This window comes from Kitasatospora sp. MAP12-44 (assembly GCF_029892095.1).
Classification (GTDB): domain Bacteria; phylum Actinomycetota; class Actinomycetes; order Streptomycetales; family Streptomycetaceae; genus Kitasatospora.
In genome coordinates, this window is the sequence record NZ_JARZAE010000004.1 from 2,709,587 (window position 1) to 2,726,987 (window position 17,401).

Consider the following 17,401-nt stretch of genomic DNA (forward strand, 5'->3'; position numbering starts at 1 on the left):
ACACGTTGAGGAGATCCGACCGTGAAGCTCACCCCACCGACCGCCTTCGACCGGGAGATCCTGGCCCTCCCCTTCTACGAGGACCACCACCGCACCCGCGCCCAGGCGCTCGGCCAGTGGTGCGAGGAGCAGGCCGAACTCTGGGAGCAGAGCCGCCGGGAGAGCCCGGAGAAGGCCGGCCGGCGCATTCTGCAGGCGCTCGGCGAGGCCGGCTGGCTGGCCTTCCTCGACCCGGCGGCCGCCTCCGGGAGCCCCGGTGACGGCGACTACCGCTCGATCTGCCTGGCCCGGGAGGCCCTCGCCTACGCGGAGGACCTGGCCGACTTCGCCTTCTCGATCCAGGCCCTGGCCGCAACGCCGATCCTGCGCTACGGCAGCGAGCAGCAGCAGCGGCGCTATCTGCCGGGGATGGCCGCCGGGACGCTGGCCGGGGCCTTCGCGGTCTCCGAGGAGCAGGCCGGCTCCGATGTCGCCGCCCTGGCGCTGGCGGCGGTACGGGACGGCGACGACTACGTCCTGAACGGCGAGAAGGCCTGGATCGCCAACGCCACGGTGGCGGACGTGTTCTGCGTGATCGCCCGGACCGGCGAGGGGCCGGGACCGCTCGGTCTGACGGCCTTCCTGGTCCCGGCCGGCACACCCGGTCTGCGGGTCGGCGAGCCGGTGGAGATGATCGCGCCGCGCTCCTTCGCCCACCTGTCCTTCACCGACTGCCGGGTGCCCGCGGAGAGCGTGCTGGGCCGTCCGGGCCGGGGCTTCGTGGTCGCGATGGACCTGCTCGAACGCTTCCGGATGACGGTCGGCGCTGCGGCCACCGGGTTCGCGCGGCGGGCGGCGGACGCGGCCCAGGGCCGGGCCAGGCAGCGCCGGATCTACGGCGGAACGCTCTTCGACCTGCCCACCGTCAAGGCCGAACTGGCCGCCATCGAGGTCGACTTGAACGCCTCCGCGATGCTGGTGGCGCGGGCCGCCTGGGAGCTGGACCGAGGCAGCCGCGGCTACGCCAAGCACTCCGGGATCGCCAAGCTGCACGCCACCGAGGCGGCGCAGCGGATCGTCGACCGCTGCGTGCAGGTGTTCGGCGCGGCGGGGCTGGTACGGGACAGCCTCCCCGAGCGGCTCTACCGCCAGATCCGCTCGCTGCGTGTCTACGAGGGCGCTTCCGAGGTTCAACAGCAGACGATCGCCGGCGCACTCGACGCGCGCCGGGCCCGCTGACACAGGAGTACGAGCTCATGCTGACACCGGTCGACGCCGTCCGGCACCCGGACCCCTACCCCTACTACGCCACGCTGACCGCCGAACTGCCCTTCGCCTACCACGAGTCGGTGCAGGCCTGGGTGGCCGCCGACGCCCGGTCGGTGACCGCCGTGCTCGGCTCCGCCGGGTACCGGGTGCGCCCGACGGCCGAACCCGTGCCGACCGGCCTGCTCGGCACCGCCGCCGGGGACGTCTTCGGCGACCTGGTCCGGATGACCGACGGGCCCGTCCAGCAGCGGCTGAAGCAGGTGGTGACCGGGGCGCTGCGGGAGGCGGACGGGCCGGCGGTCGGCAAGACGGCGGCCGAGCGGACCCGGGCCAGCCTGGCCCGCGGCGGCGAACCCCGGTTCGAGGAGCTGATGTTCGGCGTCCCGGCCCAGGTGGTGGCGGCGCTGTGCGGCCTCGACGACGGCGCGGACGAGGAGGCCGCCCGGCTGATCGGCGACTTCGTGCAGTGCATCCCGGCCTCGGCCACCCTGGAGCAGCAGCAGGCGGCCGCGCTGGCCGCCCAGCGGCTGCAGGCGCTGCTCGGCCCCGGGCTCACGGCGGGCCGACCGGAGGGCCAGTCGGAGGGCCTGCTCGGCGCGCTGGTCCGGGCGGCCCGGCGCGAGGACTGGTCCGAGACGGCACCGCTGCTGGCGAACGCCGTCGGGTTCCTCTCGCAGACGTACGACGCCACCGCCGGGCTGATCGGCAACAGCCTGCTGGCGCTTCGCGATCTCGCGGCGGTGCCGCACTCCGCCGAGGAGTTGGCGGCGGTGGTCCGCGAGACGGCCCGCCATGACGCTCCGATCCAGAACACCCGGCGGTTCGCCGCCGCGCCACCCCAGCACGGCGGGCCACCCGCGCACGCCGAGCCGCTGCGGTACGGCGACGCGGTGGTCGAGCCCGGGCAGGCGGTCCTGCTGCTGCTGGCCGCCGCCAACCGCGACCCGGCGGTCAACCCCGACCCGCACGCGTTCCGGCCCGGCCGCCCGGCACCCGCCGTCTTCACCTTCGGCGCCGCCGCGCACCGCTGCCCCGGCGAGGAGCTGGCGGTGGCGATCACCACCGGCGTCCTCGCGGAGCTGCTGGCGGCCGGCTTCGACCCGGCGTCGCTGCCCACCCAGGTCGCCTACCGGCCCTTGGCCAACGCCCGCATCCCGGTCCTCTGACCAGCCCAACCCACCAGGAACAACCTCCGAAAGGAAGAAACCGATGGCAGACATGCCACGGCTGTGGATCCGGCATGAGGCGCGCTCGACCGAGCGCCGCGCCCCGATCGTGCCGGCCGATGCCCGCCGGCTGGTCGAGCACGGGTTCCAGGTCACCGTCGAGGAGTCCCCCCAGCGAGTGTTCCCGCTGGAGGAGTACACCGCGGCCGGCTGCGAGACCGCGCCGGCCGGCGGCTGGAGCGGCGCACCGCAGCAGGCGTACGTCCTGGGCCTCAAGGAACTCCCCGAGGACGGCAGCGCACTGACGCACCGTCATATCTTCTTCGGACACGCCTACAAGGGACAGCAGGGCAGCCGCGAGCTGCTCGGCCGGTTCAACGCGGGCGGCGGCGCCCTGCTCGATCTGGAGTACCTGGTCGACGACATGGGCCGGCGGCTGGCCGCGTTCGGCTACTGGGCCGGGTACGTCGGCGCGGCGCTCGCCGTGCTGCACAGCCGGGGCGCCCTGCGCGCACCGCTGGAGCCGCTGGCCAAGGCCGAGTTGGACCGCCGGCTGGCCGAGCCGCACGACGGCGAGCAGCCGTCCGTGCTGGTCGTCGGGGCGCTCGGGCGCTGCGGACGCGGCGCACTGGACGCCCTCGCCACCGCCGGGCTGGCCGCGACCGGCTGGGACGTCGCCGAGACCCGTCAGCTCGACCGGTCCGCCCTGCTGGACCACGACCTGCTGCTCAACACCGTGCTCACCACCCGCGCGGTGGAGCCGTTCCTGCGCCCGGCCGACCTGGACGAGCCACTGCGCCGGCTCTCCGTCATCTGCGACGTCACCTGCGACGTCACCTCGGCCTTCAATGTGCTGCCGGTCTACGACACGGTGACCAGCTGGCAGCAGCCGGTCCGCCGGCTGCGCGAGGGCAAGCCGCTGGACCTGATCGCCATCGACAACCTGCCCTCACTGCTGCCCGCCGAGGCCAGCCGGGCGTTCTCCGCCGAGCTGCTGCCCCAGCTGCTGCCACTCGCCCTCGGCGAGGCCGCCGCCCCGGCCTGGCAGCGCTGCCTGTCCGACTTCCGCACCGCATGCCGGGCGAACGACCTGGAGGCCCCCGATGCCTGATTCCATACCCGCCCCGACATCCGCCCCGACACCCACCGCGATACCCACCCGCGCCACCGGGACCGTGCACTGGATCGGCACCGGGCTCTCCACCGGCCGCAGCGGCCTCGGCCTGGTCTGCGACCGCGCCTCCCGGGTGGTGCTGTGGGGGCGCACCCGGGAGCGCGCCGCCCAGCGCCTGGCGGAGCTCGGCCTGACCGGCCGGGCCGAGCCCCGCACGCTCGATCCGGCCGTGCTGGCAGCCGAGTTGGCGCCCGGGGACGTGCTGGTCTCGATGCTGCCGGCCGGTCAACACCCGGAGCTGCTGCGGCTCTGCACCGACCGCGGCGCGCACTTCGCCTGCTCCAGCTATGTCTCCCCCGAGCTCCAGGAGGCCGCCCGCCAAGGCCGAGTCGAGCGGAACGGTCGTGCTGACCGAGGCCGGCCTCGACCCCGGGATCGACCACCTGATGGCCCACCGACTGGTGGAGATCGGCCGGGCGGCACTGCCCGGGGCCGTCTCGGCGGACTTCACCTCCTACTGCGGCGGCCTCCCGGCGGTGCCCAACGCCTTCCGCTACCGGTTCAGTTGGGCCCCGCTCGGGGTGCTCTCCGCACTGCGCAACCCGGCCCGCTACGTGGCTGGCGGCGAGGAGCTGACCGCCGAGCGACCCTGGGAGGCGACCGTCGACCACCGGGTGGACGGCGAACTCTTCGAGGTCTACCCGAACAGGGACAGCCTGCCGTTCGTCACCCAGTACGCGATCCCGGCCGACTGGCAGCTGCAGACCTTCGTCCGCGGCACGCTGCGACTGGAGGGCTGGCAGGCGGCCTGGGCGGAGGTCTTCGACACCGTCCGCTCCGGCGACGACAACCGAATCGCCGCCCTCGCCCAGGAGTTGGCCGCCAGCCACCCGATGACCGAGGCCGACCGCGACCGGGTGGTGCTCACCGTCGCCCTGCGCCTGCGGGCCGCGGACGGGAGCAGCTGGTCCGGCGAGTACCTGCTCGACCTGCTCGGTGACGAGCACGAGAGCGCGATGGCCCGCTGCGTCTCGCTGCCGCTCGCGTACGGGATCACCAGGATCCTCGACGGCGCCCTGCCGGCCGGCCTGCACCGCGCGGCGAGAAGCCCCGAGGAGGTCGAGCGCTGGCTGTCCTTCCTCGCCGAGCAGGGCATCACCAGCAGCTTCCAGCAGTACCCACCGTCCCCAGAAGGAGAACCGACGTGATACCACCGACCGAGACGCCACCGGCCGAGGCACCACCGACCGAGACACCACCGACCGAGGCCGAGCGGGCGAGCCGCCCCGCGGCCTTCGTCCTGACCGGCGCCTTCCGGGTGGTCTGCCGCAACCACCGCTACCTTCGGGAGCTGGCCGCCCGGGGCCTGCGGATCCTGCTGATCACCCCGGAGAGCGCCCGGGAGCAGGCACTCGCGGCGCGCAACGACCCCGACCACCCGGCGGCGCTGATCGACGAGATCGGCTTCGTCGAGGGCGAGTTGAACCAGGAGGGCTCGTTCACCGCCGGGCTGATCGCCCGCGCCGCCGCCTGGCGCCAGAGCTACCGGATCGTCGGCGCCTACGCGGTCGGCGAGACCCTGGTGGAGCCCACCGGACTGCTCAGCGACGCGCTCGGCCTGCCGACTCCGGGCCTGCGGGCGACCCGGGCCTGCCGCAGCAAGTACCTGCAGCGCTGGTACCTGCCGGAGTTCAGCCCGGTGGCGGCCGTCGTGCCGCCGAGCGAGCGGGCGGGCTTCGATCCGGCCCGGGTTCCGTTCCCGGTAGTCGTCAAACCCACGGCGCGGCACTCCAGTTCGGGCGTCGCCACGGTCGAGGGACCGGCCGCGCTGCGCGAGCAACTGGCCGGCTACCCGGCGCACGAGACCGTCCTGGTCGAGCAGCAGGTGATCGGCCAGGAGTACTCGGTGGAGAGCCTGGTGCAGGAGGGCAAGGTGCTGTTCGCCTCGGTCACCCGCAAGGAGACCACCGAGTCGCATGCCCGCTCCTTCGTCGAGCTCGCACATTCGGTGCCGAGCGGCCCTGACGGTCCGGACGCGGTGCTGCTGGCCGCGAATGCCCAGCTGCTGGAGCGGCTGGCCTTCGGCAGCGGCATCGCCCACGCGGAGTGGCGGGTGGACGCGGCCGGGCAGGCGGTGCTGATGGAGGTCGCGGCCCGGACCCCGGGAGACGGCCTGCTGGCGCTCTACCACCTCGCCACCGGCTCGCCGCTGGAGCCGGAGATCGTCAGGATCGCGCTCGGCGAGCCGGCCCACTACCCCGAGCCGCGCCGCTGGACCCGTCAGGTCTATCTGGAGCACCGCAGCGGCGTGCTGGCGGACGTGCTGCTCGACTGGCCCGGCGTCGAGCCGGTCTGGGTCGGCGAGGGCGGCATCTGGCCCGAGCTCGCACCCGGCGCCGCCGGCGATCCGGCAGCGCTGCGCGCCGTCCTGGTGCTCAAGGAGCGCGGCAGCCTGCTCGGCCCGCTGACCAGCTCGGACGACCGGGCGGTCACCTTCCTGATCGACGCGCCGTCGGCGGCGGAGCTGGACGCGCTGGAGCAGCGGGTCCGCGCGGCCCTCAGCGTGCAGGTGGGCGAGGCGCGGGCGGTGCCCGATGTCGACTGACACCGCCGGCCCCGCGCTCGAGACGGACGCCGCACTCGGGACGGACGCCGCGCACCAGACTGACACCGCGGAGCAGACGCAGCAGCCGGCAGCGGGGGCGCCGGCTGCGCAGCGGGCGACCGTCTGGGCCACCTTCCGGGAGTCCCCGCTCGCGGTGAAGACGGTGCTGGCCGGGGTGCTGGTGAACCGGCTCAGCGGTTTCCTCAACATCTTCCTGGTGCTCTTCCTGACCTCCAAGGGCTACTCGGCGGGTCAGGCGGTGATCGCGCTGGGCGTCTACGGCACCGGGGCCGTGCTCGGCGTGCTGGTCGGCGGGACGCTGGCGGACCGGCTGGGCGTCCGCAACGCCACCGTGCTCAGTCTGGCCGGCACGGCGGTGCTGACCGCCTCGCTGCTCTACCTGCCCGGGTTCGTGCCGCTGCTGGCGGCCATCGCGCTGGCCGGTCTGGGTGCGCAGGTCTTCCGGCCCGCCTCGGCGACCCTGCTGTCGGAACTGACCTCCGACGAGCGGCAGGTGATGATCTTCGCGATGTACCGCTTCGGCCTCAACCTGGGCGCCACCGCCGCACCGCTGCTCGGCTTCTGGCTCTACAACGCCGGGCATCGCAGCTACCTGATGCTCTTCTGGGGCGAGGCGCTGATCGCGCTGGCCTACGCCGTCCTGGCGCTGGCCACCCTGCCCGGCAAGTCCACCGCAGCGCGCCGGCCGCAGGCAGGAACGCAGGCAGGGACGCAGCCGAGCACCGGCGGCGGCTACCTCGCGGTGCTGCGCGACCGCCGGTTCGTGCTCTACGTGGCCGCCGCCTTCTGCCACGCCGTGGTGTACGTCCAGTACCTGTCGACGCTGCCGCTGTTCGTGCAGCACCAGCGGATGGACCTGGTCTGGTACACCGTCGCGGTCTCGCTCAACGGCTTCATCGTGATCGCCTTCGAACTGCTGGTCACCCGGCTCGCCCAGAGCTGGCCGCTGAAGGTCACCATCGGCCTCGGCTTCGCCCTGGTGGGCGCGGGGGTCGCGTTCTACGGCCTGCCGATCGGACCGGCCGCGCTGGTGGTCGGCACCCTGATCTGGTCGGTCGGCGAGATCATCGGCGGCCCGACGGTCTTCGCCTACCCGGCCACGGCCGGCCCGGCCCACCTGCGCAGCCGCTACATCGGCAGCTTCCAGTTCAGCTTCAGCCTGGGCACCGCACTCGGTCCGCTGGTCGGTGGCTGGCTCTTCCTCCAACTCGGCGCGCTGGTCTGGCCGGTGCTGGCCGCCGGCTCCCTGCTCGCCACGGTGCTCGGCCTGCTGGCCGTCCGTACCGAGCCCGCACCGGTCTGAGCACAAGCCCCTCGCACGACATCCCCTGGACACCCTCCCCGCTGCGCCCGCGGTTCCTCGACCATGCCCGCGCAGCCGCTTCTCCCGCATCGCCACCCGAGTAAGAGAGGCTCAGAAATGCCCAAGGAATCCGCCCACACCCAGCCGGAACACGCGCACTACAGCTGCGTGGGCATCGGCGCCGGCCCGGCCAACCTCAGCCTGGCGTCGCTGCTGCACGGCCACCCCGAGGTGTCGAACCTCTTCGTCGACCGCCGGGACTCGTTCGGCTGGCACGACGGCCAGCAGATACCCGGCGCCACCCTCCAGGTCTCGCTCTTCAAGGACCTGGTCAGCCTGACCGACCCGACCAACCCGTTCTCCTTCCTGTCCTACCTGCACGAGCAGGGCCGGATCTACCACTTCCTGAACGCCCAGTTCGCCGACGTGCCGCGGCTGGAGTTCCGCAACTACCTGGAGTGGGCGAGCCGGCGCAACCCCAACGTGGTGTTCGGCGAGGAGGTCCGCACGGTCGAGTTCGACCGGCACTTCACCGTCCGCACCAGCCGCCGCACGGTGACGGCCGACAACCTGGTGCTCGGCGTCGGCAACCAGCCCTGGGTGCCGCCGCAGGCGCTCGGCCGGCTCGGCGAAACCCAGTTCCACGTCAGCGACTTCGTGGAGCGGGCGCGCTCGCTGGGCGGCAAGCGGATCGTGGTGGTCGGCGGCGGCCAGTCGGGCGCCGAGGCGTTCCTCGACCTGATCTCCCGCGCGGGCGCCGAGCTGCCCCGCCGGGTCTCCTGGGTCTCCCGGCGCCGCAACTACTTCCCGATCGACGACTCGCCGTTCACCAACGACTTCTACATGCCGGACCACTCGGACTACTTCTACGGCCTGGACCGGGAGACCCGGGCCCGCTTCAACAGCGCGCACACCCTCACCAGCGACGGGGTGTCGGAGGCCACCCTGCGCGAGATCTACCAGCGCGTCTACGTGCACCGCTTCATCGAGCAGTCCGAGGACCTGGTCGCGCTGGAGCCCAACCGCGAGGTCACCCGGGTCACCCCGGGCGTCGCGGGCGGCTGGACGGTCGAGGTCCAGCACAACGACCAGCGGTACGGCACCGAGCGCTACGAGGCCGACGTGATCGTCTGGGCCACCGGCTACCGCCCGGCCCGCACCGACTTCCTGGCCCCGATCGAGGACCGGCTGGAGCGCGAGGGCGACGAGCTGCGGATCGACCAGGACTTCGCGGTCCGCTGGGACGGCCCCGCCGACCGGAACATCTTCGTGCAGAACGGCGCCAAGCAGCAGCGCGGCCTGGCCGACCCCAACCTCAGCCTGAACGCCTGGCGCAGCCGCCGGATCGTCGACCGGCTGCGCGGGGTGCGGAGCAACGAGCAGCTGGACTCCTTCATCGACTGGTCCGCCAAGTCCGATGTCGCAGCCCGGTGGGCGGCATGACCGCGCGGCCGCCCGTCGACGTGGCCGTCGTGGGGGCGGGGATCATCGGCTGCCTGACGGCCCGCGAGATCCTCGCCCGCGCGCCCGGCTCGACGGTCACCGTGCTGGACCGGGACGCCGTCGGCTCGGGTGCCAGCCGCCGCTCGGCCGGGCTGCACTTCCCGCGCGGCGGCACCGGGCAGGTCCGCCGGATGACGGCCTACAGCCAGGACTACTACGCCGAGTTGACCGACCTGCTGCCCGGCCTGCCGATCCACCCGCTGGCGATGTCGGTGGTCAGCGCCGACGAGAGCCGGCTGCGCGAGCAGTACCTGGCGAGCGCCGAGCCGCTGCGCACCGACCGCGTTCCCGGCGAGCTGGTCAGGGTGCCCGAGGGCGCGGGCGTCTGGGAGGTCACCGGCGGCCAGTACGCGGACGTGCACGGGCTGACCCGCGAGCTGTTCGGCTCGCTGCGCGGGCAGGTCGAGGTGCGCGAGGGCGTCGCCGTCCGCGCGCTGCTCCCAGGATCCGACCACGTCACCCTGTGGCTGGGCACCGGCGAGGAGTTGACGGCCCGTCAGGTCGTCCTGGCGCCCGGCCCGTGGATCGCCGCCCCCGCCTGGCAGGAGCTGCTCGCGCCGCTCGGCGTGCGGGTCAAGAAGGTCGTCGCCCTGCACATCGAGCGCCGGCCCGCCCCTGGCGACCACGCGATCGTGCTGCAGGACGAGGACGCCTTCCTGCTGCCGCTGCACGACCGCGGCCACTGGCTCTTCAGCTACACCTGCCAGGAGTGGGACGTCGACCCGGACGAGCTCACCGACGGGCTGCGCCCCGCCGACCTGCGCGACGCGCTGGCCGCGCTGCGCGCGCTGGCCCCCGGGCTCGCCGAGCACTGCACCTCGGGCCGGGTGTTCTGCGACGCCTACAGCGGCACCGGCGAACCGCTGGTGCGCGCGCTGCCCGCCGACTCCCGGCTGATCTTCGCCGGCGCCGCCAACGGCTCCGGCTACCGCCTCGCCCCGGCCATCGCCGCGCAGGCCGCCGACCTCCTCCACCTTCTTCCCACGTCAGGAAGCCTTGCCATGTCAGGAAGCCAGCAATGATCATCAATACCTACGACCCGTCGGTGCTGCACGACGCCTTCGGCATCGAGATGAGCGGCATCGACGGCATCGAGGGCCTCCAGGGCTCCGGAGCCGGCTGGGGACGGGTGGCGCCCGGCGTCAGCTCGCAGCTGCACCGCCATGACGAGACCGAGTTCTTCGTGATCGTCGCGGGCTCGGGCGAGTTCATCGTCGGCGATCAGCACCACCCGGCAACGCCCGGCACGGTGGCGCTCTTCGAGCCCTTCGAGACCCATGTGCTGCACAACACCGGCGAGAGCGACCTGCTCTTCGTCACCCAGTACTGGCGCGACGCCGAGCGGGCCCTGGAGGCCTCCCGGCGGGCCGAGCGCGGCGGCTTCGCGGACCGTCCGGTCTTCGTCTTCTCCACCCCGCCGACCCCCAACGGCGATCTGCACCTGGGCCACCTCTCCGGCCCGTACCTGGGCGCCGACGCCTTCGTCCGCTACCAGCGGATGAACGGTACGCAGGCCTGGCACCTCACCGGCAGCGACGACTTCCAGAGCTACGTGGTCGGCGCCGCCGACCGCGACGGCCGCACCCCGGCCGAGACCGCCGCGCACTACAGCGCCGAGATCGCCGCCACCCTGCAGCTGATGGACATCCCGCTCGACCAGTACACCGTCACCAACGAGGACGCCTCCTACCCGGCCGGCCTGCAGGCCTTCTTCTCCCGCCTGGTGGAGTCCGGACGAGTCGCTCTCCAGGAGGGCGCCGCGCTCTTCGACGGCGAGAGCGGCGACTACCTCTACGAGGTCGACGTCAAGGGCGGCTGCCCGACCTGCTCGCACGCCACCTCCGGCAACATCTGCGAGGAGTGCGGCGAGCCGAACTCCGTGGTCGACCTGGTCCAGCCGCGCTCCAACCGCTCCGACGCCGAGCCGCGAACCGGCAGCGCCGAGCGCTACACCCTCCCGCTGCACGAGTTCGCGCCGGCGATCGCCGCCCACCACCGGCTCGGCCGGGTCCCCGCCCGGCTGCGCGAGCTCGCGATGCGGCTGTTCCGCCGCCCGAGCCTGGACATCAGCGTCAGCCACCCCTCCGGGTGGGGCGTGCGGCCCGCCGAGGACGCGGGCGAGGGCCAGGTGATCTGGGTCTGGCCCGAGATGTCCTACGGGTTCCTGCACGGCATCGAGGCGCTGGGCCGCCGCACCGGGCAGGACTGGCGGGCCGCCGCGCCGCAGCCGGACTGGAAGATCGTGCACTTCTTCGGCTACGACAACAGCTTCTACCACGCGATCCTCTACCCCGCGCTGTACCAACTCGCCTTCCCTGACTGGGCGCCGGACATCGACTACCACGTCAACGAGTTCTACCTGCTCGAGGGCTCCAAGTTCTCCACCAGCCGGCGGCACGCCGTCTGGGGCAAGGAGATCCTCAACCCGCAGAGCGTCGACTCGGTGCGCTACTTCCTCTCGCTGACCCGCCCCGAGGGCCGGCGCACCAACTTCGGCCGCGCGGAGTACCGCGAGGTGCTGGAGCAGACCCTGGTCGGCGGCTGGCAGGGCTGGCTGAACGACCTCGGCGCCCGGGTTGCCAAGAACTACGCCGGGCAGGCACCCGACGCCGGCAACTGGACCGCCGAGCACACCGCCTTCCTGGCCCGACTCGGCTCCAGGCTCGACGCGTTGACCAACAGCCTGGGCCGCGACGGCTTCTCGCTGAACCGGGCCGCCGCCGAGCTGAACGGCATCGTCGAGGACACCGTGCGCTTCGCCGCCGCCGAGAGCCCGCTCGCCGAGGCCGAGGGCTGGCGCGACGAGGCGCGCACGGCGACCGCGCTGGAGCTGGCCGCCGCCCGGCTGCTGGCGCACGGCGCGGCGCCGGTGATGCCGCGCTTCGCCGCCAAGCTGGCCGCCGCGCTCGGGCTGCCCGCCCCCGCCCGCTGGCCGAGCACGCCGGAGCTGCTCACCCCGGGCAGCCGGGTCGACCTGGCCGACCAGGTGTTCTTCGGCGCCCCCGCTCAGGCCGAATCCCCCGAAGCCCCCGCGCTGCTCGGCTGGCTCACCGACCTGGTCGCCAGCACCCTGCAGGCGCCGCCGGCCCCGGCCGACGCCACCCTGCTGGAGCTGGGGGCCAGTTCGCTGCAGAGCGTGCTGCTGCAGTACCAGCTCCTGGAGCAGCTGGACGTCGACATCCTGGTCGACGAACTGCTCGGCGAGCACGACCTCGCCGCGCTCGCCGCCCTGCTGGAGCAGCGGGCCGAGCCGGCCGCCGTCTCGGCCGTCCTCTCCGCCGCCTCTTCGGTAGCGATCGGGGTGGCGGCATGAGTCACCTCGACGTCCTGCGGGAGATCGAGGCCCGCGGGCTCTCGGTCGGCGTCACCGGCGGGGACCTGCGCCTGCAGGGCAGCCGCGAGCGGATCGACGCCGAGCTGGTCGCCCGGATCAAGGCCTGCAAGCCGCAGCTGATCGCCCACCTGAGCACCCTGACCGCCCACGAGCCCGGCAGCTTCGCGCTGACCCCGTTGCAGCACAGCTACCTGCTGGGCCGCGGCGGCATCTTCGAGATCGGCGACATCGCCAGCCACGTCTACCACGAGATCGAGGGCAGCTGGGACCTGGACCGGCTGGAGGCCGCGCTGCGCGCCGTCGTCCAGCGGCACGACGTGCTGCGCTCGCGCTTCAGCGAGGACGGCCGCCAGCTGGTCGAGCCGGACGCGGACGGCCTGCGGATCGAGCGGCTCGACCTGCGCGGCCTGTCCGCCGCCGAGCAGGACGCCCGGCGCCTGGCCCTGCGCGAGGAGCGCTCGCACCGGGTGCTGCCCGCCGACCGGGCGCCGCTGATCGCCGTCGAGGCGACCGTCCTGCGCGAGGACCTGACGGTGCTGCACATCAGCCACGACGGCCTGGTGATGGACGGCATCAGCAGCTTCCTCTTCTTCCGCGCCTGGTGGGAGGAGTACCAGGGCCACCCGGCCCCGGCCGGCCGGGAGTTGCCGTTCGAGGACTACGTGGCCGCGCTGGAGAGCGCCCGCGCCAAGGCCCCGGCCGAGCGCTCCCGGGCGTACTGGGCGGGGCGGTTGGACGACCTGGCCCCGCACCCGGACCTGCCGCTGGCCACCAGCCCGTCCGCGATCACCCGCACCCGCTTCACCCAGCGCCTGGTCCAGCTGGACCCCGCGCGCTGGTCCGCCCTGAAGGACCGCGCCAAGCGGGCCGGGCTGACCCCCTCCGGGCTGCTGATCGCCGCCTACGCGGAGGTGCTCTCACGCTGGGGCGCGGGCTCCCGCTTCACCCTCAACACCACGGTGGCCAACCGGCCGCCGCTGCACCACCGGGTCTTCGAGGCGATCGGACCGTTCTCCGACACCATGCTCGTCGAGGTCGAGATCGACCGCCGACTCGCCTTCGAGGAGCGGGCGCAGGCCCTGCAGGCCCGACTGCGCACCGCGCTGGACCACCGCCACCACTCCGGCATCGAGGTGCTGCGCGAGCTGGGCCGCCGCCGTGGCGGGGCGGCCGAGGCGCGGATGCCGTTCACCTTCAACAGCGCGATCGGCTACGCCCGTGAGGACGTGGACGGCTCCGCCCTGGAGCTGTTCGGGCCCGAGGTGTACAGCGTCAGCCAGACCCCGCAGGTGTGGCTGAACGCCTTCGCGATGGAGCAGCACGGCGGCCTGGTGGTCCAGTTGGACGCCGTCGACGAGCTCTTCCCGCAGGGCCTGCCGGACGCGCTGGCCCGCGGCTACCAGACCCTGCTCGAGACCCTGACCGAGGAGGACGCCTGGTCGCGGACCACCTTCGAGCTGCTGCCCGAGGAGCAGCGCCGGCGCCGGCGCACGGCCAATGACACCGCCCTGGAGCTGCCCGAGGTGCTGCTCCAGAACGCCTTCACCGCACGGGCGCTGGCCGATCCGCAGGCCGTCGCGATCCTCACCTCGCAGCTCTCGATGAGCTACGGCGAGCTGCACCGGCGGGCCTCGCACACCGCCGCCTGGCTGCGTGAGCGGGGCGTCGGCCGGGACGAGCTGGTCGGCCTGGTGATGCACCGCGGCCCGGAGCAGCTGATCGGCATCCTGGCCACCGTGCTGGCCGGCGCGGCCTACCTGCCGGTGGACGCGGCGCTGCCGGCCGAGCGCCGGCAGTACATGCTGCGCGACGGACGGGTGCGCTGCGTGCTCAGCAACGCCGGCTGGCAGGACGCGGACGGCCGCGAGGTGCTGGCCCTGGACGCCACCGACGAGCCGCCCGCCGGCCCGCCGATCGCGCTGGAGCCGCTGCCCGGCGCCCACCCGGACGACCTCGCCTATGTGCTCTACACCTCCGGCACCACCGGCGCGCCCAAGGGCGTCATGGTGACCCAGCGCAACGTGGCCAACGTGGTCGCCGACTGCCACACCCGCTTCGGCATCAGCCCCGCCGACCGGTTCTTCGCGATCAGCGCCTTCAACTTCGACCTCTCCGTCTGGGACGTCTTCGGCGCCCTGTCGGCCGGCGCCGCGCTGGTGATGCCGGACCGCGACAAGGCGGTGGACCCGGCGCACTGGCTGCGGCTGTGCGAGAGCGCCGGGGTGACGGTGTGGAACTCGGTGCCGGCGATCGTCGCACTGATGCACGACCAGGCCGTCGCCGAGCGGACCGCGCCGCCCGCGCTGCGCCTGGTGATGATGAGCGGCGACCGGCTGCCGCCCGCGCTGCCCGCCGCGCTGCGCCGGCTGCGGCCCGACCTGGAGGTCGTCTCGCTGGGCGGACCAACCGAGACCACCATCTGGAACATCCTGCACCCCGTCGGCGAAGAGGAGGACGGCAGCGAGAGCATCCCGTACGGGCGGCCGAACACCAACAACCGCGCCTACGTCCTCGACCAGGACGGCCAGGACGCGCCGGACTGGGTGACCGGCGAGATCGTCGCGGCGGGCACCGGGCTGGCCCGCGGCTACTGGGGCGACGAGCAGCGCACCGCCGAGCGGTTCTTCCTGGACGAGGCGCGCGGCGAGCGGCTCTACCGCACCGGCGACCTCGGCCGCTACCTGCCCAGCGGCGAGATCGCGATCCTGGGCCGCAGCGACTTCCAGATCAAGGTGAACGGCTACCGGATCGAGGCCGGCGAGGTGGAGACCCGGCTGGCCGCCCGCGCGGCGGTGCACCAGGCCGTGGTGGTCCGCCAGGCGGGCGCCCGCGGGGACCGCCTGGTCGCGCACCTGGTGCCGACCGGAACGGACCGTCCGAGCGTCGCGGAGCTGCGCCAGGAGCTGCGGGCCGAGCTGCCCGACTACATGATCCCGTCCGCCGTGGTCTGGCACGACGAGCTGCCGCTCACCCGCAATGGCAAGGTGGACCGCGGCGAGCTGCTGCGCCGGGCCCCCGAGGCGGAGTCGGCCGCGCCGGCCGCGCCGGGAGTCGTGGACGACGCGCCGGCCACCGAGACCGAGCTGCTGCTCAGCGGTATCTGGTCGGAGATCCTGCGCGGCGCGGTGGTCGGGCCGAACGACAACCTCTATGCGCTGGGCGGCGATTCGATCAGCGCCGCGCGCATCCTGACCGCGGTGCGCAAGCGCTTCAAGGTGGGCATCGCGCTGGACCTGCTGCCCGCCCTGGAGACCGTCCGCCTGATGGCCGCCCACATCACCGCGGCGACCATCACTGCGGCGAGCGAGGGGAACGCCCGATGAAGGACTCCGTCCTCGACCACATCCTCGCCCACCCGCCGGTCGGCGGCCGGATCACCTTCGCCCGGCTGGACGGCACCGAGACCTTCGAGCTGACCCGACTCCACGAGCTGGCAGGGCAGTTGGCCGCCGGCCTGAGCAGGCTGGGGATCGGCCCCGGCGACCGGATCGGCATCCTGAGCGCCAACCGGCTCGAGTGGGTGCTGCTCGACCTGGCGGCGCTGCGGCTCAAGGCGGTCACGGCGGGCTTCGAACCGGGCAAGTTCGAGCCGGACGCGGCGTTGATCGCCAAGTACGGGCTCACGCTGCTCTTCACCGACCGCCCCTGCGAGGCCGCGGGCGCCCTCCCGATGGAGGAGGCGCTGCGGCTCGCCACCGAGGACGCGCCGACGCCGGCCGCCGAGCCGTACTCCCCGCTCGAGGTGACCACCATCAAGTTCACCTCCGGCAGCACCGGCGAGCCCAAGGGCCTGGGCGCGACCGCGGGGAGCATCGACAGCTCACTGCACGCCGTCCAGGAGCTGTTCCAGCACGGCCCGGACGACAGCCTGTTCGTCTTCCTGCCGCTCTCGCTGCTCCAGCAGCGCTACTGGGTCTACTCGGCGCTGCGGCACGGCCACGACCTGACCGTCTGCAGCTACGAGGCGGCCTTCGCGGCGCTGCGCCGGGCGCGGCCCACCGTGGTGATGGGCGTGCCCGCGTTCTTCGAGAGCGCCCGCCGGCACATCGAGGGCCGGGCGCGGCGCTCCGGCCAACCGGTCGCGGTGCAGGCCCGGCAGCTCTTCGGCGACCGGATCCGGTACCTGTGGACCGGCTCGGCCCCGGCGAGCGCGGCCCTGCTGCGCTTCTTCACCGAGGCCGGACTGCCGATCCACGAGGGCTACGGCCTCAACGAGACCTGCATCGTGGCCAAGAACCACCCCGGCGCCCACCGCGAGGGCAGCGTCGGGCGGGTGGTGCCCGGAAAGCAGGTGCTGCTCGACGAGGACGGCGTGATCAGCGTGCGCAGCGACCACCCCGTCAACGTCCGCTACGAGTACGCCGCGCCCGGCGTCTCGGAGCAGGTCTTCCAGCCCGGCGGGATCGTCCGCACCGGCGACCTCGGCCATCTGGACGAGGACGGCTTCCTCTTCATCCGGGGCCGGGCCGACGACGTGATCGTGCTGGAGAACGGCAAGAAGATCATCGTCCGGCCGATCGAGGAGCAGCTCAAGGCCGCCGGGTCGGCGATCGAGGAGTGCGTGGTGTTCTGCCCCGCGCAGACCGACCTCGTCGCCGTCGTGTCACCGCCGTCGCTGCCGCTGCTGCCCGCCGACGAGTCGGCCATCGAGCAGCAGCTGGCCGCCGCCAACGCCGCCCTCGGGCCGGACGAGCAGATCAGCCGGGTGGTGCCGGCCCGCGAGCGGTTCAGCATCGAGAACGGCCTGCTCACCTCGCAGTTCAAACCCCGGCGCCCGCAGATCCGGGACGCCTACGCCACCGAGCTCGACAACACCCTGGAGGGTATCCGTGTCCGCACCGATGCACGCTGAGACCGAGAACGCCGCCCGCGAGAACCTCGCCCTGGTTCTCACCACCGGCGTCGAGCCGGAGGAGATCGACCCGGACGCCGACCTGGTCGCCGCCTACGGGCTGACCTCGCTCAACAAGGTGCTCTTCCTCACCTCGCTCTGCGACGAGACCGGCACCGAGCTGTTCCACTTCACCGAGCACGACCTGGCCCGGATGACCACGCTGCGCGAGGTCGTCGAGGCCGTCACCAACACCATGACGAAGGCGGTCTGAAC

General features: G+C 73.3%; 11 protein-coding genes and 1 pseudogene. All 12 read left to right on the plus strand.

Annotation, left to right across the window (positions count from 1 at the left end):
- Positions 1–21: 21 nt before the first annotated feature.
- On the plus strand, positions 22–1,218 hold the full coding sequence (locus P3T34_RS12725) for an acyl-CoA dehydrogenase family protein (RefSeq protein ID WP_280666146.1): 1,197 nt from the start codon (positions 22–24) through the stop codon (positions 1,216–1,218).
- Between the two features lie 17 nt (positions 1,219–1,235).
- Entirely contained in the window at positions 1,236–2,414 is a 1,179-nt protein-coding gene (locus P3T34_RS12730; protein ID WP_280666147.1) for a cytochrome P450, read from the plus strand.
- 43 nt (positions 2,415–2,457) lie between these two features.
- The gene (locus P3T34_RS12735) at positions 2,458–3,525 is read left to right on the plus strand and encodes a saccharopine dehydrogenase (RefSeq protein ID WP_280666148.1); all 1,068 of its coding nucleotides are present in this window, start codon (positions 2,458–2,460) and stop codon (positions 3,523–3,525) included.
- Positions 3,518–4,736, plus strand: a pseudogene (locus P3T34_RS12740) (saccharopine dehydrogenase family protein). The gene P3T34_RS12735 and the pseudogene P3T34_RS12740 overlap by 8 nt, the downstream one beginning before the upstream one ends.
- A complete protein-coding gene (locus P3T34_RS12745) occupies positions 4,733–6,133 on the plus strand; it encodes an ATP-grasp domain-containing protein (protein ID WP_280666149.1) in 1,401 nt (466 codons plus the stop codon). The pseudogene P3T34_RS12740 and the gene P3T34_RS12745 overlap by 4 nt, the downstream one beginning before the upstream one ends.
- Complete coding sequence (locus P3T34_RS12750) at positions 6,123–7,457, plus strand: MFS transporter (RefSeq protein ID WP_280666150.1); 1,335 nt, start codon at positions 6,123–6,125, stop codon at positions 7,455–7,457. The genes P3T34_RS12745 and P3T34_RS12750 overlap by 11 nt, the downstream gene beginning before the upstream one ends.
- 117 nt (positions 7,458–7,574) lie before the next feature.
- A complete protein-coding gene (locus P3T34_RS12755) occupies positions 7,575–8,900 on the plus strand; it encodes a SidA/IucD/PvdA family monooxygenase (protein WP_280666151.1) in 1,326 nt (441 codons plus the stop codon).
- Positions 8,897–9,982, plus strand: a complete 1,086-nt coding sequence (locus P3T34_RS12760; protein ID WP_280666152.1) for an FAD-dependent oxidoreductase — start codon at positions 8,897–8,899, stop codon at positions 9,980–9,982. Before P3T34_RS12755 ends, P3T34_RS12760 begins: the two co-directional genes overlap by 4 nt.
- Positions 9,979–12,273 (plus strand): class I tRNA ligase family protein, encoded by a 2,295-nt coding sequence (locus P3T34_RS12765; RefSeq protein ID WP_280666153.1) that lies wholly within the window; start codon positions 9,979–9,981, stop codon positions 12,271–12,273. The genes P3T34_RS12760 and P3T34_RS12765 overlap by 4 nt, the downstream gene beginning before the upstream one ends.
- Complete coding sequence (locus P3T34_RS12770; RefSeq protein WP_280666154.1) at positions 12,270–15,617, plus strand: amino acid adenylation domain-containing protein; 3,348 nt, start codon at positions 12,270–12,272, stop codon at positions 15,615–15,617. The genes P3T34_RS12765 and P3T34_RS12770 overlap by 4 nt, the downstream gene beginning before the upstream one ends.
- On the plus strand, positions 15,614–17,146 hold the full coding sequence (locus P3T34_RS12775; protein ID WP_280666155.1) for an AMP-binding protein: 1,533 nt from the start codon (positions 15,614–15,616) through the stop codon (positions 17,144–17,146). The genes P3T34_RS12770 and P3T34_RS12775 overlap by 4 nt, the downstream gene beginning before the upstream one ends.
- Positions 17,124–17,399: an acyl carrier protein gene (locus P3T34_RS12780; protein ID WP_348534656.1), complete on the plus strand. Its 276-nt coding sequence runs from the start codon at positions 17,124–17,126 to the stop codon at positions 17,397–17,399. Before P3T34_RS12775 ends, P3T34_RS12780 begins: the two co-directional genes overlap by 23 nt.
- Positions 17,400–17,401: the final 2 nt, after the last annotated feature.